20 protein-coding genes and 2 pseudogenes are annotated in these 22426 nt (G+C 56.8%); 9 read left to right on the top strand and 13 right to left on the bottom strand.

The genetic code is table 11. The features are described from left to right. Window positions 1–3 precede the first annotated feature (3 nt). Together ACFFJC_RS20065 and istA are read right to left on the bottom strand one after the other, a co-directional pair. Window positions 4–255 carry a P-loop NTPase family protein gene (locus tag ACFFJC_RS20065; RefSeq protein ID WP_379489146.1) on the bottom strand — a complete coding sequence of 84 codons (252 nt, stop codon included), beginning with the start codon at window positions 253–255 and terminating at the stop codon, window positions 4–6. Next, window positions 252–1493, bottom strand: coding sequence for an IS21 family transposase (gene istA / locus ACFFJC_RS20060; protein WP_379489145.1), 1242 nt, complete (start codon window positions 1491–1493; stop codon window positions 252–254). Before istA ends, ACFFJC_RS20065 begins: the two co-directional genes overlap by 4 nt. Window positions 1494–1644: 151 nt before the next feature. Between istA and ACFFJC_RS20055 the strand changes: the two are divergent. Both ACFFJC_RS20055 and ACFFJC_RS20050 read left to right on the top strand, forming a co-directional pair. Further along, window positions 1645–1875: pseudogene (locus ACFFJC_RS20055) on the top strand (ATP-binding protein); the annotation flags it as partial. A gap of 176 nt (window positions 1876–2051) precedes the next feature. Beyond that, a complete protein-coding gene (locus tag ACFFJC_RS20050) occupies window positions 2052–3236 on the top strand; it encodes an IS256 family transposase (RefSeq protein WP_379489144.1) in 1185 nt (394 codons plus the stop codon). 252 nt (window positions 3237–3488) lie between these two features. Here the strand turns inward: ACFFJC_RS20050 and ACFFJC_RS20045 are convergent, their stop codons facing one another. From ACFFJC_RS20045 to ACFFJC_RS20035, 3 genes are all read right to left on the bottom strand, one after another. After that, window positions 3489–5681 (bottom strand): TonB-dependent receptor, encoded by a 2193-nt coding sequence (locus ACFFJC_RS20045; protein WP_379489143.1) that lies wholly within the window; start codon window positions 5679–5681, stop codon window positions 3489–3491. 69 nt (window positions 5682–5750) lie between these two features. Next, window positions 5751–7418, bottom strand: a complete 1668-nt coding sequence (locus tag ACFFJC_RS20040) for a class I adenylate-forming enzyme family protein (RefSeq protein WP_379489142.1) — start codon at window positions 7416–7418, stop codon at window positions 5751–5753. Continuing rightward, a complete protein-coding gene (locus tag ACFFJC_RS20035) occupies window positions 7384–8226 on the bottom strand; it encodes an alpha/beta fold hydrolase (protein ID WP_169576814.1) in 843 nt (280 codons plus the stop codon). The genes ACFFJC_RS20040 and ACFFJC_RS20035 overlap by 35 nt, the downstream gene beginning before the upstream one ends. Window positions 8227–8352: 126 nt before the next feature. On the opposite strand from ACFFJC_RS20035, the gene ACFFJC_RS20030 reads away from it, so the two are divergent. After that, window positions 8353–9144, top strand: coding sequence for an SDR family NAD(P)-dependent oxidoreductase (locus tag ACFFJC_RS20030; RefSeq protein ID WP_169576815.1), 792 nt, complete (start codon window positions 8353–8355; stop codon window positions 9142–9144). 42 nt (window positions 9145–9186) lie between these two features. Here the strand turns inward: ACFFJC_RS20030 and ACFFJC_RS20025 are convergent, their stop codons facing one another. Then, entirely contained in the window at window positions 9187–9951 is a 765-nt protein-coding gene (locus ACFFJC_RS20025; protein WP_379489141.1) for an IclR family transcriptional regulator, read from the bottom strand. Between the two features lie 211 nt (window positions 9952–10162). On the opposite strand from ACFFJC_RS20025, the gene ACFFJC_RS20020 reads away from it, so the two are divergent. The 3 genes from ACFFJC_RS20020 to dmpG all read left to right on the top strand — a co-directional run bounded on the left by ACFFJC_RS20020 (window position 10163) and on the right by dmpG (window position 12998). Continuing rightward, the gene (locus tag ACFFJC_RS20020) at window positions 10163–10954 is read left to right on the top strand and encodes a fumarylacetoacetate hydrolase family protein (RefSeq protein WP_169576817.1); all 792 of its coding nucleotides are present in this window, start codon (window positions 10163–10165) and stop codon (window positions 10952–10954) included. An 86-nt stretch (window positions 10955–11040) separates the two neighbouring features. Then, entirely contained in the window at window positions 11041–11958 is a 918-nt protein-coding gene (locus ACFFJC_RS20015; protein WP_169576818.1) for an acetaldehyde dehydrogenase (acetylating), read from the top strand. After that, entirely contained in the window at window positions 11958–12998 is a 1041-nt protein-coding gene (gene dmpG / locus ACFFJC_RS20010; RefSeq protein ID WP_169576832.1) for a 4-hydroxy-2-oxovalerate aldolase, read from the top strand. The genes ACFFJC_RS20015 and dmpG overlap by 1 nt, the downstream gene beginning before the upstream one ends. Before the next feature lie 138 nt (window positions 12999–13136). Here the strand turns inward: dmpG and ACFFJC_RS20005 are convergent, their stop codons facing one another. After that, window positions 13137–14792 carry a class I adenylate-forming enzyme family protein gene (locus tag ACFFJC_RS20005; protein WP_379489140.1) on the bottom strand — a complete coding sequence of 552 codons (1656 nt, stop codon included), beginning with the start codon at window positions 14790–14792 and terminating at the stop codon, window positions 13137–13139. Between the two features lie 90 nt (window positions 14793–14882). Between ACFFJC_RS20005 and ACFFJC_RS20000 the strand changes: the two genes are divergently transcribed. Next, window positions 14883–15863, top strand: coding sequence for an NADPH:quinone oxidoreductase family protein (locus ACFFJC_RS20000; RefSeq protein WP_169576820.1), 981 nt, complete (start codon window positions 14883–14885; stop codon window positions 15861–15863). A gap of 27 nt (window positions 15864–15890) precedes the next feature. Here ACFFJC_RS20000 and ACFFJC_RS19995 read toward each other — a convergent pair whose 3' ends face one another. The 6 genes from ACFFJC_RS19995 to ACFFJC_RS19970 form a co-directional block, all read right to left on the bottom strand. Next, window positions 15891–16229 (bottom strand): hypothetical protein, encoded by a 339-nt coding sequence (locus tag ACFFJC_RS19995; protein WP_379489139.1) that lies wholly within the window; start codon window positions 16227–16229, stop codon window positions 15891–15893. Continuing rightward, window positions 16229–17281 carry an IS5 family transposase gene (locus ACFFJC_RS19990; RefSeq protein ID WP_379489138.1) on the bottom strand — a complete coding sequence of 351 codons (1053 nt, stop codon included), beginning with the start codon at window positions 17279–17281 and terminating at the stop codon, window positions 16229–16231. The genes ACFFJC_RS19995 and ACFFJC_RS19990 overlap by 1 nt, the downstream gene beginning before the upstream one ends. 262 nt (window positions 17282–17543) lie before the next feature. Further along, window positions 17544–18089 (bottom strand): 3-phenylpropionate/cinnamic acid dioxygenase subunit beta, encoded by a 546-nt coding sequence (locus ACFFJC_RS19985; RefSeq protein WP_206377602.1) that lies wholly within the window; start codon window positions 18087–18089, stop codon window positions 17544–17546. A 19-nt stretch (window positions 18090–18108) separates the two neighbouring features. After that, a complete protein-coding gene (locus tag ACFFJC_RS19980) occupies window positions 18109–19428 on the bottom strand; it encodes an aromatic ring-hydroxylating oxygenase subunit alpha (protein WP_278373691.1) in 1320 nt (439 codons plus the stop codon). A gap of 36 nt (window positions 19429–19464) precedes the next feature. Continuing rightward, window positions 19465–20286 (bottom strand): DODA-type extradiol aromatic ring-opening family dioxygenase, encoded by an 822-nt coding sequence (locus ACFFJC_RS19975; protein WP_169576863.1) that lies wholly within the window; start codon window positions 20284–20286, stop codon window positions 19465–19467. A gap of 61 nt (window positions 20287–20347) precedes the next feature. Further along, window positions 20348–20632 carry a hypothetical protein gene (locus tag ACFFJC_RS19970; protein ID WP_169576862.1) on the bottom strand — a complete coding sequence of 95 codons (285 nt, stop codon included), beginning with the start codon at window positions 20630–20632 and terminating at the stop codon, window positions 20348–20350. Between the two features lie 218 nt (window positions 20633–20850). Here ACFFJC_RS19970 and ACFFJC_RS19965 point away from each other — a divergent pair, with 218 nt between their 5' ends. Both ACFFJC_RS19965 and ACFFJC_RS19960 read left to right on the top strand, forming a co-directional pair. After that, window positions 20851–21825, top strand: a complete 975-nt coding sequence (locus ACFFJC_RS19965; RefSeq protein ID WP_379489137.1) for an alpha/beta fold hydrolase — start codon at window positions 20851–20853, stop codon at window positions 21823–21825. A gap of 219 nt (window positions 21826–22044) precedes the next feature. After that, a pseudogene (locus ACFFJC_RS19960) lies at window positions 22045–22426 on the top strand (hypothetical protein); the annotation flags it as partial.

Here is a 22426-nt window from a genome sequence, read left to right as displayed (position 1 = left end):
TTCTTATTCCGGGCGTATCACTAAGCACCCTTCGTCGATCGTCTTCATCGGCACGAGGCGCGATGTTTTGACGCCGACACTGAAGCGTCGGCTCTCCCGGTTGCCGTGCTCGTGGGACAGCAGGATGTCGATGGCCTCGATTGCGGTCATCTCGCCGCGTTCGAGACAGCGCATGGTATGATCGAGTGCCTCCAGGGCACGCGGCATCTTCAAGCCTACCAGGCTTGCGCGAATGCGGTCGATGATCTCGCTCATGGCCGCACCTCGCCCGCCGCCAGGCGCCGGCCTACCGCCTCGTAGAAGCCCAGCGAGCGCCGTCCGATGTCACGGCCGGAAGGCTGGGCAGGTGTGGTCGTGCGAGCCGGAGCAAGGCGCCTGTGGGCCGGATCGACGCGGCGTTGGTTGCGTCCGTCGAGGACTGGATGGACAGCGATGAGCTTGCGATCCTCGAAGATCCGGATCTCGCGAGGATGGTTTTGCACCTCCACCACTCGTTTGCGCGTGACGTCCGGGACCGAGTAGAGATTGCCGCCGACCGAGACCATGCCCTCGTGGCTGACCCGGCGCTCGACGGTCAGCACCGCGTTGTAGGCCGCTGCCGGCAGTGCGGTCAGCGCCGGCTGCTCTTCACCGAAATGCTCGGAGACGATCCGCCTCGTCGTTGCATGGAGTCGGACGTTAGCGACCGTGTCGAGCCACTCGCGGAACTGAGCATTGAGATCATCGGCGTTGCCGAAGCTGCGGCCGAGGAAAAAGTCCTGGCGGATATAGCGAAACGGGCGCTCGATCTTGCCCTTGGTCTTGGCGCGATATGGCCTGCAGGCCCGGGGCAGTGCCCCGTAGTGGTCCAGCAGCGCCACCAAGGAGCGATTGTAGATCACCACGCCGTCGGCATCCTCGTTGATGACCGCCGTCTTCATGCGATCGTACAGGACCTCTGACGGTGCCCCGCCCATCGCGGCGAAGGCATCAATATGGCAGCGCATGACGGTCTGCAGGTCCTGGGTCGGACAGAAGCGGCCCCACAGCCACCGGCTGTGCCCCAGGACCATTGAGAACAACCAGACGATCCGGGTAATCCCGGGATCATCGGTGAACTCGACGCGGAACTGGGCGAAGTCGACCTGAGCCTGCCTACCCGCGGGCGTTTCAAAGCGACGCTCGAACGGCTTGATCCGCTCAGGCCGGCACGAGCGCAGAAAGTCAGTCACCGACGTGTAGCCGCCAGTGAAGCCCATCGCGGTAATCTCGCGCAGGAGCCGCTTGCCGGACAAATCAGGAAACTGGGTGATCCGCTCCAGAAGGTAGGGCTCGAAAGGCTCCAGCAGCCTGGGGCGCTCGGGCCGCGGTTTGTAGGCGGGCGGGGCGATGCCACCGGCAAGATGCTTGCGCACGGTCTTGCGGTCGAGACCGGTCTTGCGCGCGATAGCGGACACGGACAGCCCCTGCCGCCGCAGATCATGGATCATGACGATTTCCTCAAGCCTGACCACCCAGCACTCTCCCGGACAACCCAGGCGCATTGAGCGGTACGTGAAGATCGATGCCAATCCGCTCCGGGGTTAACCCCGGAGCGGATTGGCGCTCACCTCAAACTGGGGAATTTTCATTCGGCACTTTTGGGGAGAATACGTCCGGCACCGACAACTGGGCTATCTGCCGTTCGCCCGATCGGGCGGCCAGTTGCTGTTCCACCTGATCAGCAAACTCTATGAGCAGACCAGTGTCATCATCACCACCAACCTCGCCTTTGGCGAGTGGCCCACCGTGTTCGGCGATCCAAAGATGACCACCGCGCTTCTGGATCGCGTCACCCATCATTGCGATATTGTCGAGACCGGTAATGACAGCTGGCGCTTCAAAAACCGAAGCTGATCCGCCCGAGCGGCCATCAATTAGAAGATGCTTTGCGCTGCGCGCGCCTCCGGTCGGGCTACGCCCTCCCTACGTCGCCCGCAGCGCAAGGGAGTGCGTCACATCAACGTTCCGCCATCCTGACAGGGGGTCCCTTTTGCGTGCCGATAGGGGGTCCCGTTTGGACGCCGATTGACATGGACCTGCACGCCCTGGTTGGGAAGACAGCCGACGGCGATTTTCTACGCGATATGATCGGCTTTGCCGCGCAGCGGCTGATGGAGCTGGAAGTGGGCGACCTTACGGGCGCGGCCTATGGCGATAAGGATCCCGAGCGCCTCGCGCAGCGCAACGGCTATCGGGATCGGGACTGGGAGACGCGGGCAGGCACGGTCGAGCTGCGGATCCCCAAGCTGCGCAAGGGAACATATTTTCCAGGGTTTCTGGAGCCCCGCCGTATGGCAGAGAAGGCACTGACGGCCGTCATCCAGGAAGCTTATATCCAGGGGATCTCGACCCGCTCTGTGGACGATCTGGTCAAAGCCATGGGCATGAGTGGGATCTCAAAGAGCCAGGTCAGCCGACTGTGCGTGGAGATCGACGAGCGGGTGAAGGCCTTTCTCGATCGTCCGATCGAAGGCGACTGGCCCTATCTCTGGATGGACGCGACCTACATCAAAGTGCGGCGAGCCGGTCGCATTGTCTCTGTCGCGGTCATCATTGCCGTTGGCGTTAACAGCGATGGCCGGCGCGAAGTGCTCGGCATGGCGATCGGTCATTCCGAAGCTGAGGTCTTCTGGACCGACTTTCTACGCAGCCTTGCCCGTCGCGGTCTGCGCGGCGTGAAGCTGGTGATCTCCGATTCCCATGAAGGCATAAAAGCTTCTGTCGCCAAAGTGTTCAGCGCCACCTGGCAGCGATGCCGGGTTCATTTCATGCGCAATGCGCTGGCCCATGCCGGCAAGAGCGGACGCCGGGTCGTGTCGGCATTCATCGCCACCGCTTTCGCCCAGGAAACTCCAGAGGCCGCAAAGGCCCAATGGCGTACCGTCGCCGATCAATTGCGCCCTACCGTGCCAAAACTCGCTGCCCTGATGGACAGCGCCGAGGAGGATGTGCTGGCCTACATGACCTTCCCAGCCCAACACCGCACGAAGTTGCACAGCAACAATCCGATCGAGCGGCTCAATGGCGAGATCAAGCGGCGTACTGATGTTGTCGGCATCTTCCCCAACGAAGAGGCGATTACCCGTCTCGTCGGCGCTATCCTTCTGGAACAGAACGACGAATGGGCCGTCCAACGCTGCCGCTACATGACACTTGAGAGCGTCTCAGGTTTAAGCGATAATCCCATCATCACGTTGCCTGCCATGGCAGCATGATCAATACGGCTTAGCCGGAGGTCGCTGTGGCTATCCCAGCGAACCTACACCACGCTGTGGGACACGATCTCATTTTTGGTGCCACTTATCCTAGTGCCTACGAAACCAGCAGCAGGCCAGATATTCCTTATGCACCTGAGCGTATGTGAGCATAATCTACATTCCAGTCCGAGGGAACTTTCGGAGGTCAGGTGGCGTACGGTAGATGAGTGGCGGTGCAGGATACAAAAATTACCCTGCACCGCATATCAATCAGAACTTGATCTCTACACTCGCACCTACTTCACGCGGACGTTCGTAGATGATGTAAGCCCCAAGCGGTCCAGGTGAAATTTGCTGGGCCACAGCTTCATTAGTCAGATTCTTGGCGAATATGCGGAAAGTAAGATCATCATTCGGAGTGGTCCAACCGATCTCACTGGAGATAAGCTCATAGGAATCCTGCTTGAACGTATTAAGATAGTCGTAATAAACTGGGCTTGAATGGAATATATTTCCACCAAGGAATGCTTTTCCATCAAATGCATCGAAGCTGTAGCGCCCGCCTAAGGTTAACGTGAACTCGGGAGTGCGGATCAGTTGATTGCCCGATGCATCGACAGAGGAAACCAAGTTTCCGCCGCCCGGACGAGGAATGAAAACTTGGGCATTGGTGAATTTATCATACTCAGAATGCGTGTAAGCAATTGCAGACCGCAGATTTAAGCCTGTGACGGGTTCTGTTGTGAGCTCGAGTTCGCCACCATAGATCTTGGCTTTTGCAGCGTTCTGCAACACGAAAGAGTTGTCGCCCCCTCGTGCCGTCACCTGCATGTCGTCATATTTATAATAGAAGGTCGCTAGGTTTGCGCGCAACCAAGATAGTGGCTCAGATTTTATGCCGAACTCGAATGCTTCGATCGTTTCCGGGTCCACTGCAACTCTGGAGGGACTGAATGTGTTAAATACACCGCTTTTGAAGCCCGTTCCGTAAGTACCATAAATGTTAAGATCCGGAGAGGCTTCATATTGCAAAGAAACGCGGTATGTGAATTTGTCAAACTTCTTTTCCGCATCTGTGAATAGCTGGTTTCCATTGATACGCTGAGAAAATTTTCTTTTCTCTGTAGTGAAACGACCACCGAGTGTGATAGAAAATCTCGGCATAAGCTCATAAGTACCTTCGGCGAAGGCCGCATAGGATGCAGTCGATACCTTCGGTTCCATCCTAGTTGGTACAATAGGCAGTGACGGGTCCTGGCGATTTATTAAGGTAAGAGGTTGTTCACCTTCCAATTCGTAATAATAGAGTCCGGCGGTCCAACTCAAAGGACCGCTGTTATCCGAAACCAAGCGAAGCTCCTGGGTAAACGTATCGGGTCGGACCCGCATATCGGTTTCGCCGAGCAAAAGGTTGGTTCCGTCGGAATCGGCGTTTTGATTCACGCGCGTCCGCATATAGGAACTAGTAGATTCCAGGATGACCCCCCCTAGATCCAACTGCCCCTTAAGGGCGAGGTCGAGCCGCGTATAGTCTGACAATCCGGCTGTTCCGCTGGCTGCGACAAAGTTAGATACTTGCCATGGTTTATTGGGCACGATCGCTCCATCGAACTTCGCTCCCAGTGTATTTCCTTTGTATGGCTGACCGAGAGCAGCCGTTTCCTCATGGGTGTCGACATAGCCGACCGTGAGAACGAACTTGGCCGTGTCGCTAGGCTGGAACAGAAGCTTTGAGCGAACCGAAATGGTTTCTCTGTCCCCAACAGTGCCGCCCTTGAACAGGTTGACTGCGTATCCGTCCTGGTTGCGATAGAGCACCGCAAGATCGGCAGCAATCGTGTCGGTCAAGCCGCCCGTGACATAGCCGCTGATGTCGAAATTATTCGCGCGTTCCCGCGTACGCGCGCCACTCGCCTTGATTCGCCCTCGCGAATTGAACTGCGGATCCGGGGTCACCACGTTGACGAGACCACCTGTCGCATTGCGACCAAAAACTGTGCCCTGCGGTCCGCGAAGAACCTCTATTCGAGAGATTTCGACAAGGTCGATCTGCGTCGAATAGGGATCGCCTTGATAGATACCATCAACATAGACGGCGACATTTGATTCGTCGCCGACCGAAGTTCCGTTCGACCCAACCCCGCGAATACTGGGCTGCATCACGTTCTGATTCCGCCCCCCGTTGTAACCGGGAGCGACTAGGTTAAGCGAACGCACGTTCTCGACACCCGAGGTCGTCAGCGCCAGATTTGAGACCGCAGTCACTGCGACAGGAACTTTCTGCAAGCTTGCTTCTCGTCGGGTCGCTGTAACGATAATCTCACTGCTCGAAGGATCAGCCTGCTGGCTGACTTCCTGTGTGGCATCTAACGCTGGGTCGGTTCTGATTTCCTGCGCGTGGGCCACAGCAGGAAGAAGCACGAACGGCATCAGTGCGGCACTATTAAAAAGTTTGATTTTCATTTACTTTGCCTCCCTCCCAATAATTTATATATTAACTAACCAAAATTCCAAAATTCCAAAATTCCCCAGTCATTCCAATAATTCTTTTGCCATTTCTTTAAGGCGTTTCTTGTCCGGCTTGCGTGCAGGAGTTTTAGGAATTTCATCAAGCACGACAATATTTCGCGGAATCTTGTATTTTGTCATGTTTTTTGCGCAGTGTTCCATTAGGAACTTCTCGTCCACCCCAGATTGCGGGCTAGCTGCCACGAAGGCAAACGGAGCCTCGCCTTTGCGGATGTCCGGGACGGAGACCACCGCCGCGTCGGAAACTTCGGGAACTAGGGATAGGACTTCCTCGATCTCGCTTGGATAAACATTAAACCCGCCTACAATCAGCATGTCCTTCTTGCGGTCCACTACCGTCAAAAAGCCGTCCGGTGTGAGGAAGCCGATGTCACCCGTCGGAAGCCAACCATCCTCAGCCACTGGCGGCAGCCCCATGTACCGGTCAATCACCCTTTCGCCGCGCAGAAATATCTCGCCATTCTCGTTGGCGGAAAGCCGCTCACCGCTACCGTCCAGAGCCACAATGGCAACTTCTATACCCGGGAGGGGAAGCCCGGCCGTGCCGTATTGATGGGTGCCGTCGAGCGGCTGCGCCGTCAGCGGGCCACCTTCGGTCATGCCGAATGCTTCAAGGATGGGCAGGCCGGTTTTGGCCTCCCATCGCGATAGCGTTTGCCGTGAGAAGACCGATCCACCGCCGGGGCAAAGCCACAGGGCCGACATATCCGTGTCAGGCGCAGCGAGAAGACCTTGATAGATCGCCGCGGGGCCGCCGCTGAATACGCTGACGCGATACTTTTCCATCAAGCCTGCCACCAGATCGGGGTGAAAGCGGGGAACAATTATGAGGCACGAGCGGCCATAGACCGGATTGAAGCAGCCCATGTGTATCCCCCATACATGGCTTACCGGGGCGACATTGAGCCACACCTCTTCCTGCAGGCGTGTTGGCCACGCAGTGTGCATCGCCTTGATGACGCTCATTTCGGACCGATGGTCGCGCTGCACCCCCTTGGGTGCGCCGGTCGATCCGCCGGTAAACATGATAATGCACGGACTGGCGCCCATTATCTCCACGTCCGGCCTTGTCGGCGGGGTATCGAGCAGTGCGTCGATGGAGACCCCGCCCTCTCCGACGATAATCAGAGGTGCCTCGGCATTCCGGGCGGAAGCCCCCGCAACCTCGGAATTGCTCTGACCAGCCAGGACGAGTTCTGGTGGGGCTATATTGAACAGTGTGTCAATCTCGCGCGAGGTATAGCCTGCGTTGACAATCGAAATTTCTGCACCGGCGCTCAGCGCCGCGAAAATGGCAACATTTGCCTCGATCGAATTGGACATGCAAATCGCGACGCGTGCTGAAGGTGTGACTTTCTCACCAATCCGGCCCGCAAGACCGGCCACCGCTGCGCCAAACTGCGCATAGGAAAGCCTCCTGTCGCCATCGACAAGCGCTATTTGATCCGGACATGCCTCCACGGTGTCCCAGAACATCGTCACGACATCGGCATAATCCTTCCGGGAAAAGACCGGATCGCCATCCTCGATGCGACGGAGTATCTCGAACCTGGCTTTCGATTTCTGCATTTGTGCACCATTTCCAACGGCAACAGAGTAGGGAAAGGTGGAACCCATCTTGCTTACCCCCCCCGGGTCAGTTGTTGCGGAGAAAACCACAAACTTGGTCAAGAAACTGATCTTCGCGCTCCAATTGCACCCAGTGGCCGCATTGACCAAACACGTGCATTTCCGACCTCTTGAGGTGTTCGTGCATTCTGACGGCAACCGACAGCGGGATCATCTTGTCCTCCCGACCATGCAGGATGAGCGCTGGCACATCGATCGCCTCAAGTTGCTGGAGGGGGATGCCCTTGACAATCCGCGGACCCTTCGCGTCCTGCTCGTCGCCGGGCTGCAGTTTCTCGATGGTTTCTTTCCCGCTGGCGATCTTGGCGACCCGCAGCCGGGCCTCGACAGCCTCTTCGGTGACGATCGAAGGATCGTAGGGAAAGGCGCGCAGCATCGCCCTCATGGCATCTAGGCTGGGTTCAAAACTTCTGCTGTTGGCCAAGCCCTGACTCTGCTCGAACTCGCCCGCCGGCGTTCCCATCAGGACGAGCGAGCGCACTTTGTGGGCGTGATGAGCCATCATGCCTAGAGCAAGCGCGCCACCAAAACTGTTGCCGATCAAGGTCACGCGATCTAGCCCCATGGCATCGATGAAATCAGCCAGATGCTTGGTCCACAGCTTGATGCCTGGCTTTTCACCTTCGGGAAGCGGACTGAAGCCAAACCCCACGACATCCAGGGCCAGAACGTGATGCGTTTCGCCCAGGCGAGGCAGTATCTTGTGCCAGTTCTGCCAAGCTGTGACTCCCGGACCGGAACCGTGAAGAAGAATCACTGGGTCGCCTTCACCGATTTCATGATAATTCGTCTTAATTCCGCCGACATCCATCGAAACCCCTATATCGGGGAGCACCGCGTTATCGGGCATGCTTCTCTCTCCAGACTCAGCAATGTGTCAATGTTATGGTTTCCTGTTGCTAGGAGAGGCGTGCAATGTCAATACGTAAGAGTATGGTGCCGTATTTAGCATGCAATAAAAGTTAGAGGATGAGAAATGGCTGGGAATCTTTCGGGACAAACTGCACTGATCACAGGTGCGGCGTCAGGCATTGGCGAGGCCGTGGCACTCCGGTTCGCGGAAGAAGGGGCAAATGTTGTAGCGCTAGATCGCAATACGGATGCACTTGCCGAGCTTGCAGATCGCCTAGGCGATCGTTGCGCAGTTGTGATGGGCGATTGCAGGGATTCAGTTATTTGTGATAGCGGTGTCGCACTGGCGCTGGAAAAATTCGGAAAACTTGATTGCGTGATCGCAAATGCGGGCGTTTATGACTGGTACAAGCGCATAGATAGAATGTCCCCAGCCGATCTGGAAGCTGCGTTTGAAGAGATGTTTCGCATTAACGTTCTATCCACCTTGCTGATTGCACGTTCCTCTGCCGAGGCACTGCGGGAATCGGGTGGCTCCTTCATCGTGAGCTGTTCCAATGCCAGCTTCCGGGCCGGCGGCGGGGGGACATTGTACACCGCAAGCAAGTTTGCGTTGCGTGGCGTGGTGTACCAGCTGGCCTATGAATGGGCACCCCATGTTCGGGTGAATGGTGTCGCTCCCGGAGGAACGGTGACCGGTCTTTCGGGGCTTGATGCGCTGGACAGCTCGACGCGGCGGCTGGATGCAGAGGGCAGGACCGTCGAGATGGTCGCGAAGGCATCTCCCCTCGGACGAGCCGCAGCTGCCGAAGATCAAGCTGGATGCTATGTCCTGCTTGCATCGAGGCGTGATGGCAAGAACATCAACGGAACGATCCTGATAAACGATGCTGGGCTCAGCACGATAATGAGATAAGTATGTCGGTAAAAATTCAGATATGCTTGGTAGAAATTCTCTTTAAGGAAACCGCAGTAAAGTGGAAATTTCCTCTGCTGCTGCATTGATGCGTGGCAGCAGCTTGAGCAATCTATCTTCTACCTCGCTCAGTCTTTCATGTTTACATGTGTCAGTGACGGATACTGCCGCGATGACCCGGCCAGTCCGGTCCTGTATCGGTACAGCGAGGCAGCACAGTTCGGGATACATTTCGCCCCGGTCGATCGCCCAGCCCTGATTGCGAACCGCCTCTAACTCTGTTCTCAGACAACCGGGCTGCGAGATGGTATTCTCCGTGAGGGAAACGAAATCCCCCGGGACCAGGTATTCGTCAAGTTGCTCGGGAGAAAGCTGGGCGAGAAGGACCTTCCCGATCGCAGTGCAATAGGCCTCAAGCTCGGTCATCTCGCGCGATGGCGGGCGTGAATACCCAGCCTCGACCCTGACCAGATACCGGACAAGATTGTTCTGGAAAACACCCAGATGTGCAGTGCGGCTGCAATTCCTGGCCAGATTGGCGATGACCGGCCGGGTTGTGCTAGTAAGGATGGCATCGAGATCCGCGCGTGACGAGAGTTCCACACTTGCCAAACCAAGGCCATAGCGACCACGATCCTGCCGCACCAAATATTTCCGCGACAGAAGTAGCCGAACGAGGCGGTGAACCGTCGATATAGGAATTCCCGACTTTTCGGATATTGCCCTCACCGTCAGAGGCGCAGACGAAAGACATTCTAGCAAATCGAGCAATCGCTCGGCAACCGATGTACCGGTTTCGTCCCTCATTCCGGCGCGACCTCTCATTGAGTGAGAATCTATCCCGAAAAGCTTGCCTGTCAAGGGTGGCCGATACAGGCGAAGCAAGGCAATGTGGGATAGGCGGCGGAAGGCTCGCGAACCCATTCAAATCTTGATGGGGCTTCTACCAGTCGTGACGGAAAAAATGAATTCATAGAAAAATTTTGGAAATACAGAATAATCCGGTGAGGTATTAGAAATGGCAATCGAAATTTCTGAAATCACGTCGCTTGGCGATGAGCTCTACGACGCTCTTGTTGCAGGTGCGACGATCCCCAATCTTCGGGACCGTAATCCGCAGATGGATGTCATCGATGCCTATCGGGTTCAGGAGCGCATGATTGCACGGCGTCTAAATGCGGGCGAAAAGATCATCGGCAAGAAAATCGGGGTTACTTCGAAGGTGGTGCAGGAAATGATCGGGGTCTATGAACCCGATTTTGGTCAATTGACCGATGCAATGCTGGTCCCCGATGGGGCAACTGTCGATCTCGCAACTCTCATTCAGCCCAAGGCCGAGGGCGAGATCGCCTTCCGCCTGAAGCGGGATCTGGTCGGGCCAGGGGTGACTGCAGCCGATGTCCTGGAAGCGACCGACTATGTCACCGCCTGTTTCGAGATCGTGGACAGCCGCATCGGCAACTGGGACATCAGAATCCAGGACACGGTTGCCGACAATGCCTCGTGCGGCATCTTCGCGTTAGGCTCGGACCGGGTCGATCCGAGGGACATCGATCTTGCTGGCGTGAAAATGAAGATCGAGCGCAACGGAATTGAAGCTGCCAACGGCGTAGGGGCTGCTGTCCAGGGTTCGCCGCTCAACTCGGTTGCATGGCTTGCCAATACCCTGGGTGATCTCGGCCTGCCTTTCAAGGCAGGCGAGATAATCCTTTCCGGGGCGCTCGGTCCGATGATCGAAATAACCGCCGGTGACGTCTTATTGCTCAGTCTCAGCGACGGGCTGGGAACGTGCCGCCTCACGTTCGAGTAGTCCTATTCATCCCCCCCCCGAAAAGGCGGGCCCATTAGACTATGATGTGATTCCCGGCAGAATCCATTTACAAGAAAGAGGACCAGATGGATAAAATCAAATGCGCAATAATCGGGCCGGGAAATATCGGCACCGATCTTCTCTATAAATTACTGCGTTCCGAGGTTCTAGAACCCGTCTGGATGGTCGGTATCGAGCCTGGTTCCGAAGGTCTTGCACGCGCGAACACTCTTGGCCTCAAGACAACATCGGAGGGTGTTGACGGGCTGGTTCCCCATGTGATCGCTGATAGAGTGCAGATCGCCTTCGATGCGACCTCGGCCTATGTTCATCCCGAGAACAGTCGCAAGCTCAATGAGCTGGGCGTTCTGGTTATCGATCTTACCCCCGCTGCCATCGGCCCGCTATGTGTCCCCCCGGTCAATCTGAAGGACCTTGCCGGTCGCCAGGCCATGAATGTCAATATGGTCACTTGTGCCGGACAGGCAACGATCCCCATGGTTGCTGCCGTCAGCAAGATTCAGAAAGTGGCCTATGCGGAAATCATTGCCACTGTCGCGTCGAAGTCTATTGGGGTGGGCACGCGCAAAAATATCGACGAGTTCACTCGCACCACCTCGGCGGCGGTGGCGAAAGTCGGCGGTGCTGCGCAAGGCAAGGCGATCGTGATCGTGAATCCGGCGGAGCCGCCTCTAATGATGCGCGATACCGTCTATTGCGAAACTGTCGATGAACCCGACCAGGCAGCCATCACTGCTTCGGTGCACGAGATGATCGCCACGGTTCAGGAGTATGTGCCCGGCTACAAATTGAAAAACGGGCCGACCTTCGAAGGTCGCAAGGTATCGATTTTTCTCGAGGTCGAGGGATTAGGTGATTTTCTTCCAAAATACGCTGGCAATCTCGACATAATGACCGCAGCTGGCGCTCGCACCGCCGAGATGTTCGCGCGGGACATATTAGCCGGTCGACTTAAGTTGGAACCAGTTAAGGAGAACGCATGATGACCCTAGGAGAAAAGGTCAAGGGCCGAAAGGTCAAGTTGCACGACATGTGTCTGCGCGATGGTATGCATTCGATGCGCCATCAGATAACTCTGGAACAGATGATCGAGATAGCCTCGGGACTCGACGAAGCGGGAGTGCCGTTGATTCAGGTCACCCATGGCGACGGGCTGGGGGGATCATCTCTCAACTACGGTCGAGGCCTACATTCCGATCGCGAGTATATCATGGCGGTGGCCAAGCATGTGAAAAATGCAGCTATTTCGGTCCTGCATGTCCCCGGCATCGGCACGCTCGATGAGTTGCGCATGGCGGCAGACTGCGGGGCGACCTGCGTTCACGTTGCTTCCCATTGCACCGAAGCGGATGTAACCGAACAGCATATCGGTCTGGGGCGGGAATTGGGCTTGGATACCGTCGGCTTCCTGATGATGGCACACATGACCACACCCGAGCACTTGCTCGAACAGGCGCTGCTGATGGAAGGCTACGGGGCACAGACGATCTACTGCGTGGATTCGGCCGGCTATATGCTGCCGGATGACGTCACCATCCGCATCGCCGGATTGCGCGCGACCTTACAAGATGAGACAGAGATCGGTTTTCATGCCCACCACAACCTTGGAATGGGAGTTGCCAATTCGCTGGCCGCTGTTGCCGCCGGTGCAAGCCGGATTGACGGTTCGGCTGCCGGGCTTGGTGCGGGAGCTGGCAATACGCCGCTGGAACTGATGGCTGCCGTTAGCGAACGACTGGGGATCGAGACTGGTGTCGACTTGTTCAAACTGATGGATGTTGCGGAAGATCGGGTCTTACCGATCATGCCAAAGCCGCCAAGGGCGGATCGGGATTCCATCACGCTAGGCTTTGCCGGGGTTTATTCTACATTCCTGTACAAGGCCAAAGAAGCGGAAAGCAAATACGGCCTCTCTGCTCGCGACATCCTCATGGAACTGGCGCGCAAGAAGATGATCGGTGGTCAGGAAGACATGATCGAGGACACGGCTCTTTCGATGGCAAAGGCACGCGAACTGATCTAGTCTGGAACATGACACCAGGCAGACCGGGCGGCGCTGCAGTTCACCGTCCGGTCCTTCCTTAGCCCTGCACATGCCGTGCCATGTGGGCACATCGGGCGTATCGCTTCAAGGCAAAGGCAGACGCTCACGCATGCTAGACTAGCCTGAGTCAAGCGCGTCGCGCTCGCGCAGGTCCATCCGCGAAATCTTCATGTTCTCATTGCGCGGTATTTCATCGACGATGGACAGGATCGTGGGAATTTCCATTGGCGACAGGCGACTGGAGAGAAACGTCTTGAGCTTCTCGAGATCAAGCTCCTCGCCTTCACGAAGGCTCACAATCGCCTTTGCGGTTTCGCCCCGGTATTCGTCAGGCACTCCGATAACCGCCGCTTCGCGCACAGCGGGATGGCCAAGTATCGCGTTTTCCACGTCGGCGGGATAAATATTGTACCCACCGGCAATTATAATGTCCTTGAGCCTGTCGCTGACGGTGACTAGTCCGTCTTCGCTCATCGAACCCAGATCGCCGCTGCGGAAGAAGCCATCGACAAATGCTTTGCTGGTAGCTTCCTGATTGCGCCAGTATCCCTTCATCACTTGCGGGCCGCGAAGGCAGATTTCTCCTACCTCACCCGCTGCCGCACGTTGATGCGGATCATCGACCTTGCGAATCTCGACCTCCGTGAACGGCAACGGTACACCCGTATATTCTGCGAGCGTCCGGTCAGACGGTGAATAGACGACGGCAGGGGCAGTTTCGCTCATCCCGTAGAGAGTAGTGATCCAGTGCCCTGTGTTCCGCAGGAACCGGACCTTCAGCTCTGCCGGTACGGGACCGGCACCGCATTGGATGCACTTCACACCGGACCAGTCGATCGGTCGCTCCCGAGCCGCTTCAAGCAAGGCGATGGCCATCGTTGGCGCCATCAGCAGAATGGTGATCTTCCGCTCCTCGATCAGGTCGAGCGTCTTCATCGGATCAAAGCGCGGCAGCGATACAAGCTCTCCCGCCAACTGGACGGTAAAATTCTGGACCGGGCCGATGCCGCCCGCATGAGTCACCGGTGCAGCGGAAAGCATGACCTCCCTGCCGGGCTTCAACTGGGGATACCAACTGACCATCTGGGCAGCATTGGTCAATAAGTTGAAATGGGTGAGTACTGCTGCTTTGGGTGTGCCGGTAGTGCCACCTGTGAACTGCAGCACAGCCGGTTGAGTCGCGGGATCGAAGGTCGCCCGCTCTACCGCCCCATCAGCAGCCAGCAAGTCGGCAATGAGCCATACCTCACCTTGCCCTAACGGTTCGTTTGGGTGGGTCGCCTCGCGCGGGTCCTTCCTGAAGGAACCTACCAGAAAGGAGACTGGCTGCACGATCAATTCGCGAATATGATGCGCCTTTGCCAGTAAACGGGGCTCATCAAGCGTGATGATCGCCTTGAGACCGCTGTCGATACATTGTCCAGCCAGCCGTTCGGCGCTGTATAAGGGATTAAGCCCGACATATACCGCACCGATATTCCACATCGCGAAACAGCTAAGCGTGAACAGGGGGTGAGGCGGCCCCATATACCCGATCCGATCCCCAGGCATAACACCCATCTGCGCTAGGCCCGCGCCAAGGCGAGATGCAAGCAGAGCAACGTCACCGTAAGTGAGCGTCCAATCCTCCAGCGTGAGGCAGGGCCTTTCGGGAAAGGACTGCGCTGCCTCATCAAGCAGCGCAGTCAGCGCACGCGGTTCGGGCGGCGAGAGATCGCGCGCGGTAGAAGGGTAATGCGTTACCCAGACCGGTCTATTCTTGTCGGCTGTCATCAAGCCATCCTCTACACTTTGCTGCTTGTCAGGACTCCCTTCCCCCCATACTCATACGAATGGATACTTTGCAAGGGAACGGTCGAAGCGATGACAATGCGGGCATGGGTAATCAAGCAATACGGCAAGCCGGAGGATCTTGTTCTCGACCGGATCCCGGTTCCATCCTTGCGCGAAGGTGGCGCGGAACCGGTTGATACGCTGGTGAAAATCGAGGCTGTCGGGCTGAATTTTGCAGACGAGATAGCGATTGCAGGCCGCTATCAGGACCGCATCGAGCCTCCGTTTGTGCCTGGTAATGAATTTGCCGGAACCGTGGTTCAAACAAGTGGTAGTTCCCGGTTTCAAATCGGCGATAGAGTGGCGTGCCAAGTTCGCAGCGGGGCATTCGCGGAATATTGCGCGGTTCCCTCGCACCGATTAATGGCCATCGGCGATTTGCCCGCCCCGATCGCTGCCGCGCTCCCTGTTTCCTACACGACAGCTCATGTAGCATTGTTCCAGAAAGCCAATCTGACCGCCGGACAGACAATTCTGATTCATGCCGCCGCAGGTGGGCTTGGCATCGCTGCAACGCAACTGGCCCGCTCCGCCGGGGCTCGTATCATCGCAACGGCAGGATCGGAGGACAAGCGTCGGATAGCACGCGAGAATGGCGCTGAACACGTGATCGATTACCGCCAGCCGGATTGGCACGACGAGGTTAAAGCGTTGGCGCCGCAAGGCGTCGATATTATTCTCGATCCGGTAGGAGGACAAACTTCGGAGCGAAGTTTACGCCTTTTGGGATGGCGGGGGCAGTTGCTCGTGTGTGGCTTTGCCAGTGGCGAGATACCGGCCTTGAAAGCGAACTACATGCTGGTGAAATCGGCCAGTGTGCATGGCGTTTACTGGAGCTTTGACCGCAATCCAGAGGAAATCGCTACAATACAGCAGGATTTGGTTGGCCGGTGTGCTGACGGCAAGATCAGTCCTCTGATCCAGCAGGTCCGCCCGATTAGCGAATTAATAGAGGCGATCAAGGACTTAGGAACGCGAAATACAGTCGGCAAGGTAGTATTGGCATGGTAGAGCTGATCAGCCATGTGGATCGGCTCTTTAGCAGGCTGCTGAAAAATCCCACGGTTTGGCGATGAAGGAGGTGTCGTCGCCATTGTCGTAGGCGATTTCGCCTTCGAGCCATCCATCGTCGCGCAGGTCGGCCCAACCGGTTTCGGTCACCTGGTCGCCCTCATCGGCACCATTCCAGTCGAAGTCGACCCCGCTGGGGGTGAACCCGCCGTCCACCGAGGCGCAGAGCGCCCCGAACGCCATTTCGCCGGTGCCATCGGCGTCGATGCGCAGGAAAGCGGGGCCGCACAGGTCGAGATGGTCGCGCGGCCAGGCTCCGCTGGCCACAATCCGCCATTTGCCAATGAGGGTAGCGCTCACGACCATCACCCTGTCTCCAGCAGCTTGGGAAGTCGGACCAGGTTGTAGGCAGCGATGGTCAATGTGAAGGCGAAGCGTCCCCGGGCCAGCCCCCGGAACCGGGTCTTGCCTTGCCCGGCAGCGTACTTCACCCAGCCGAACACCTCCTCGATCCGTTTGCGGATGCGGATACTTGCGCGATACCCTGGATGGCGTGCCGTGCGACCGTCGATGGCGGAACGCCGGCCGCTCACATTCTGGGCGACGTGCGGGGTAACGCGGCGCTCCCGCAGCTCGTCGACGAAGTCGCTCGTGTCGTATGCCCGGTCGGCCGCCAGCGTGATCCGGCGCGCGTCCGGGCGCTCGACATCGTCGAGCATCGCGACCGCAGTCAGTCGTTCTGCAAAGCCTGCCACCCGCGTCGTCTCGGCATCGACCGCGAGTCCGTTGCGGTTCTCCATCAGGACGTGCCCCATGTAGCACAGCTTGGCGCCTGCCCCCGGGCTCTTGCGATACAGGCGCGCGTCCGGATCGGTGGTCGAGGCATGGGTATCGTTGCTGCGCCTGGTGCCGCGGAAGTCGACTTCGCCGTTTCGCCCACCCGGGCCGTCGGCGGGCGGTTCGTCGGCCCCGGCCTCCGCCTTGGGACGAAAGCTCTTCATGCTGCACCATGCCTCGATCAGCGTACCGTCCACCGAGAAATGCTCGGTCGACAGCAGCCGCTTCACCTGCGGGCGTGCCAGGATCGCCGACAGGAAGCGCGCCGCGATCTCGCCGTCCAGCAAGCGCTCACGGTTCTTCGAAAAGGTCGACGCGTCCCACACCGAATCGTCGATGCCGAGCCCGACGAACCAGCGGAACGACAGGTCGAAGTCGAGCCGCTCCATCATCTGCCGCTCGGAGCGGACGCCGTGGAACATCTGTAACAGCAGCGCCCGCAACAGCTTCTCCGGCCCGATGTCGGCCAGCGCCTCGTTCACCAGCCCACGGATCGCACGAAGCGGATGGCGCGCCGGCACGCGCTGCTCCAGATCGACGTAGGAAAAAAACTTGCCCGATCGTTCGTCCGTCCCGCCCATCCACCGGCCCCGTTCATCGCGTCCTGCCACGATGAATCATCTCACAGTGCAATAGCCAAGCCCTTTTTCAGCAGCCTGTTAAAGCGGTTTTCGACCGCTCTAAAGGGGACTGTCAGGAATTTCGTGGTGGGGTGGCGGTTGAACATCAGGTCGCCATGGCCCGCATGAAGCGTTCACCGAATAACACAGCTACGACAGAAAAGTGATCGGATTCTGCTCAAGTCCCATTCTGGGGAAGAAAATGGAGCTGATATCAATACGATCAAAGAAACGTATTTATGTTTTTTGCCTGTAATACTGTATTCTGTAAGAATACCTTGCGCCTTGCCAATTTGAGGTAACCATCTTTATCTCGCCTGATCAGATCAACTCGGCGAGCCTTGAGCTCCATTTCATCATCCTCAGCTCGATTTCGGTTGTTCAGAATGACAGAATGTACCGTCCACTCGGCGGGATTCTCGGTCTTTTCCACCTCTATGTTGCCCACTAGATGGAAGTGCCTCGTCGGAGGATCTTCGGCCCAAGCAGACGGCTGCTTCGCACGGGCAACTCGAATCTTGAGATATTCGAGATCATCGTCAAAAAATGCCATGCGGCCAAGGCTGAATTTCGTGTTATCCTTCCTATAGCGAGCCTGCACGCCAGGAACCCAGTAATGGATATCATCTGCTAGCAAATTCAGCCATTCATCATATTGTTCGCCATCGAGAAGACGGGCCTCTCGATACAGGAACTGCTGAATCTCGAACAGCAAAACGATTGGAACTTCGGGACTATCGCAAAGTTCGATTTGATCAGGTTGAGTCACGTTCACCTCTAATTGATACTCAGCGGATGGGCACATCGGCCCAATTTTCTGCACCCATCAAGTCTGCCCAACGCTGATAGAATGCGCGCTGGTTTGCCTCGTTGATCTGGCTCTGGTAAACGTTCCCTTTAAGTTCATTATGGTCAATCTTTGAATTTAGCCCCATTCCAACGTGAAGCTTTTGTCGTCGAGTCACGACGCCTGCGTTGACCGAAGTGCAATTTTCGAAGTTCTCTCCGTCATCCATCTCGAAGACACCGGCTGGAGAAAAGGTCAGCATCACTCCGCGCCGATACTCATCCTTCAGTTCCTGCGGGGCATTGGCATTCAGAAACACCCATGTGTGAAGCTCAGTTTCGCTGGGTCCCTTCGGGTTCCAGGTCCGAAAGGTGTTATGCCCTGCCAGAAAGGACAGGTTGGGAAATACGTTGGCCGAACTGAGCGCACCCACCATCCTGCTGCGGATCTTCCCCAGTCTTTCAGCAAACTTGACTTCTTGTTCACGAAGATACTCAATGATCTGCGGCGAGTTGAGGGTTGCAGCGTTACCGATGAAATCCAGTCCGAACTCCCATCCATGGCCGTTGACGTTAGCGTGATAAGAGCGATCAGGGCGCATGGTCGGCTGTTTGCCGAACATAGCGATCAAGGCTGAACTGTGGGTCCAGGGTGCATGGTAGGAATCGCCCACAAAGTTTTCTGCGGGGAACTTCCAATTGCATTTGAGACGGGATTTGATGTTGCCGTCAATAAACTCGATACCTCCTTCGTCATTGTCTAGAATAACATCGAGATACCAGCGGAATTCACCTAGATATTCTTCAAGGGATGGCGCATCGGGATCGAAGCAGGCAAAATTCATACCCTTGTAATTTTCTACACGGGCCCGGTGAAGACCGAGCCGGGCCTTGTCGAAATTGGCATTCCCATCGTAGGATTGTGGTCGGCTCACGCTCTTCAGGCTGCCGTCTAGGCCGTAAGACCACCCATGAAAATTGCAGGTGAACCGGCGGGCGCTACCTACCTCAGCAAAGCACACACGGTTCCCTCGATGAGAACAAGAATTGAGGAAGGTGTGAATGTTGCCGTCTTCCCCGCGGGAGACAATGACCGCATCCTCACCTATCGTGCTTGTCAGGAAATCCCCAACCTCAGGCAATTGAGAATCATGGGCAACGAAGATCCAGCATCTGGCAAAGATTCGTTCCAGTTCGAGCGCATAGATATCCTCCTGCCAGAAAATCCGGCGATCAAGCGCACCGTCGCCTACGCTGACCCAAGCGCTTACTTTAGAACCCAATTCTTCCCGGTCGGCCGTTTCTTTGACTAGTTTTGGCACCCCATTCTCCCGTTCAAGTTGATTGCGCTTCTAATCTCAAGCCGCTGGCAGGATTTCCGCGAACCCCATTCCAGTTACACCGCCCGGCCAAGCCTCGTAGGCCAGCACCTCGCCCGCCCCTGCGGGAAGCGCACCCATCACGGCGAGGTAATGGCGGATTTCCATCCCGCCGTTCCCACCGTCACGCATGATTTCCTGGTCAGTCATCGCCAGAAGCGTCGAAGGATCACCGGACTGGATCGCATCGAGAACCTTCTTATCGAATTGGGGATTGATCCGTCCCATCTCGCCCGTGCCGACCCAATGGCTTATGCCTCCGCTGCCGATCAGCACAATCCGGTCGTCGGTTGACATGGCGGCGACTGCTTCGCGCACCATCTGTCCGAATTCATACGCACGTTGAAGACGAACATACGGCTCAACCCCGCTGGCCATGTAGACGGGAACGGTCTTGACGGATCCGTCTGTCGGTAAGGCAAGCTGGGCCGGCACGCCTATGGCATGATCAACACCAAGATCGCGAGAGACCGCTACGTCGAACCCGCTACCGTGGGCGAAATCCACGAGCATACGAGCGAAATCCGGATCGCTGGCGATCGGTGAGTTCGGAACTCCAGGCAACCTCTCAATCGGGCCATGCAACTCGCCTGTGGCAATGAGAAATTGCGGAAGGCAGCGGGGGCTGAAAAGAATGTAATGGTCCGCTCCGAATATTATCGCCCTTGTCGCCCCCAGCGCCTCCACCTTATCACGTATTTTCTTGTAAGCGCCGAGCAGATAGTCTCGCTCCTTCTTATGCGGATTTATGAACAGCAAGGGATCATGCGGCATTATATAGCCGCTAACAATTTCCGCCATCTGACAACTCTCTTTCGCGGTCCAATTTGCTCAGGCTTGAGAAGGGCAGTGAATTACCCAATCAGCCAGACGAGGCTTCTAAGCGGGATGCAAGATCGGGAACTCGAGCAAGATATTCGGGCATCGACTGTGGCCCACGCACACTGGTCCAGAAACCCATCAAGAGCATCGGATTTATGCCATATTCAAACAGGTCTTCGACATTAAGGCCCACGACCATATTTTGTTCTGGGTCGGTGAGCGCGTATTTGCCTACCGCCTCCTTGGGATTCTGGCAGAACGCCTCCCGGCGGCTACGCGACGTACTCACGTCATAGAGTAACTGCTCGACAGATCCGCAGCTCATCCCACTTACTCTCCTGATATATTCTGTCTCTGGGGAGACTAATGACACCCTTATGAAAATTGAAGGCTTACGTCAATACTCATGCGTATGGTTTATGGCTTGACGTCCCTCGAAGCCCGCTCCAAGTGCCAAACCACAGAGGTGGCCGGGTTATACCAACCTCCTGTGATGCTGACTCACGTAGGGATTGAATTCCCGGGTAAGGAATCCGCAACGCAATGAATGACAAAGCAATGATAAAAGAGCTTCCGACGGACATCGATCCTGTTTGGGCTGGCGATGGTTCGCAACTGCCCGAATGGTTTGTATCCGCGCTGAAAGTGCCGCGGGAAGAGGGCTATGCGGAGATCGATGGCGCCAGGGCGCACTATTTCCGCTGGGGCGACCGTGACAAGCCAAAGGTGTTGATGACGCACGGCCTTCTTGCCCATTCACGTTGCTTTGCCTTCATTGCACCATTTCTTGCCGAAGATTATGACGTGGTGGCGTTCGATCTTGCCGGCATGGGCGACAGCGAAATGCGCGGGCAAGCCGACATCGCAGCAAGAGGGCGTGAGTTCCGCGAGATCGCCGAGGCGCTCGACATGTTCTCTAATGGCCAAAAACCAACGATTGTTGCGCACAGTTTCGGTTCGAGCGCAGCGCTGACAGCTGTGACCCAGTCGCCCGAGGCATTCTCCGGAGTGGTAGTTTGCGATCTTATAATCATGCGGCCCGAGCTCCTCGAAGAATACTGGAAACTCAGTCAGTCAAGCCCTGGATCTGGTGACCCAGATAAGCCTAACAAGCGCTATCCTAGCTATGAAGCGGCGCGCGCGCGATACGTCCTTTCCCCACCCCAGCTGGTCGGGGAGCCGTTCCTTTTGGACTACATGGCGTATCATTCCCTGCGGCGCGAAGGAGACGATTGGACGTGGAAGTTCTCACCCGAAGTCTTCCGGAGAAGTAACAAACCCGGAGAATGGCTCACCATGGGGGAGCGTCTGGTGCAAGCGCCGGGTCGCAAGGCAATTGTGCACGGCGGCAAGAGCCAGCTCTTCACTCGGGAATCCGTCGCCTACGTCCGTGAACTGGGCGGAAACGACATTGTGATGATCGCCATACCGGAAGCACGCCACCATCTGATGCTCGATCAGCCCTTGGCCTTTGTAACAGTGCTTCGGAGCATTCTCTCTATTTGGGAGATGGGGTAATGATTTCCTTGGGGCGTCACCTCAAACTTCCGTCTAAGTAGATAATGCTGCGTTGTAGCAGAGTGAGTTTACTCACAGTACTCGACGCTTGGCGTCAGGGGTTGGATAAGGCGTTGAAGTGATTCACAAAAGCGATTCTTCGTTAGCTGCGAAAGGATCGCCCGATGCAAATCACTATTCTCCAACGCCTTATCCGAAGCGACAGCCAAGCACTTATCGGTGTCGCGGACAAGACATGAAACGCTCGGCTGGCTGGTTGTGCTGATCGTGCGTTTGGGCACGGTGTCGCTGTGGCGGCTGGCGGCGCATGTTGCGAGCGAGGCGGACCTGGCCAGCGTGCGGCGGCGCTTCTATCGCTTCTTCCAGTTCGTGCGGCTCGATGCCGAAATTGGCGCGCGGATCGTGGTCGGGTTTTTGGGACTTGCCGGCAAGCCCTGGACGCTGGCGATCGACCGCACCAACTGGAAACTGGGCAAGACCGAGATCAACATCCTGATGATTTGTGTTGAATGGCGCGGCATCGGCGTGCCGTTGATCTTCACGCTGCTCGGCAAGGCGGGGAGTAAGCATCCGGTGAGAACCGCGGATCAGGCGGCTTCGC

Origin of the sequence: Novosphingobium soli, assembly GCF_042432915.1 — a bacterium.
Taxonomy (GTDB): Bacteria; Pseudomonadota; Alphaproteobacteria; order Sphingomonadales; family Sphingomonadaceae; genus Novosphingobium; species Novosphingobium soli.
Note: the sequence above shows the minus strand (reverse complement) of the source record. Positions and strands in the feature narration are given on the sequence as shown.

Excerpts from the sequence above, each read along its gene's own strand:
- ACFFJC_RS20065 (WP_379489146.1), bottom strand. The coding sequence starts at position 255 with ATGAGCGAGATCATCGACCGCATTCGCGCAAGCCTGGTAGGCTTGAAG.
- ACFFJC_RS20050 (WP_379489144.1), top strand. The coding sequence starts at position 2,052 with ATGGACCTGCACGCCCTGGTTGGGAAGACAGCCGACGGCGATTTTCTA.
- ACFFJC_RS20045 (WP_379489143.1), bottom strand. The coding sequence starts at position 5,681 with ATGAAAATCAAACTTTTTAATAGTGCCGCACTGATGCCGTTCGTGCTT.
- ACFFJC_RS20035 (WP_169576814.1), bottom strand. The coding sequence starts at position 8,226 with ATGCCCGATAACGCGGTGCTCCCCGATATAGGGGTTTCGATGGATGTC.
- ACFFJC_RS20030 (WP_169576815.1), top strand. The coding sequence starts at position 8,353 with ATGGCTGGGAATCTTTCGGGACAAACTGCACTGATCACAGGTGCGGCG.
- ACFFJC_RS20025 (WP_379489141.1), bottom strand. The coding sequence starts at position 9,951 with ATGAGGGACGAAACCGGTACATCGGTTGCCGAGCGATTGCTCGATTTG.
- ACFFJC_RS20020 (WP_169576817.1), top strand. The coding sequence starts at position 10,163 with ATGGCAATCGAAATTTCTGAAATCACGTCGCTTGGCGATGAGCTCTAC.
- ACFFJC_RS20015 (WP_169576818.1), top strand. The coding sequence starts at position 11,041 with ATGGATAAAATCAAATGCGCAATAATCGGGCCGGGAAATATCGGCACC.
- dmpG (WP_169576832.1), top strand. The coding sequence starts at position 11,958 with ATGACCCTAGGAGAAAAGGTCAAGGGCCGAAAGGTCAAGTTGCACGAC.
- ACFFJC_RS20005 (WP_379489140.1), bottom strand. The coding sequence starts at position 14,792 with ATGACAGCCGACAAGAATAGACCGGTCTGGGTAACGCATTACCCTTCT.
- ACFFJC_RS20000 (WP_169576820.1), top strand. The coding sequence starts at position 14,883 with ATGACAATGCGGGCATGGGTAATCAAGCAATACGGCAAGCCGGAGGAT.
- ACFFJC_RS19995 (WP_379489139.1), bottom strand. The coding sequence starts at position 16,229 with ATGGTCGTGAGCGCTACCCTCATTGGCAAATGGCGGATTGTGGCCAGC.
- ACFFJC_RS19990 (WP_379489138.1), bottom strand. The coding sequence starts at position 17,281 with ATGGGCGGGACGGACGAACGATCGGGCAAGTTTTTTTCCTACGTCGAT.
- ACFFJC_RS19975 (WP_169576863.1), bottom strand. The coding sequence starts at position 20,286 with ATGGCGGAAATTGTTAGCGGCTATATAATGCCGCATGATCCCTTGCTG.
- ACFFJC_RS19970 (WP_169576862.1), bottom strand. The coding sequence starts at position 20,632 with ATGAGCTGCGGATCTGTCGAGCAGTTACTCTATGACGTGAGTACGTCG.
- ACFFJC_RS19965 (WP_379489137.1), top strand. The coding sequence starts at position 20,851 with ATGAATGACAAAGCAATGATAAAAGAGCTTCCGACGGACATCGATCCT.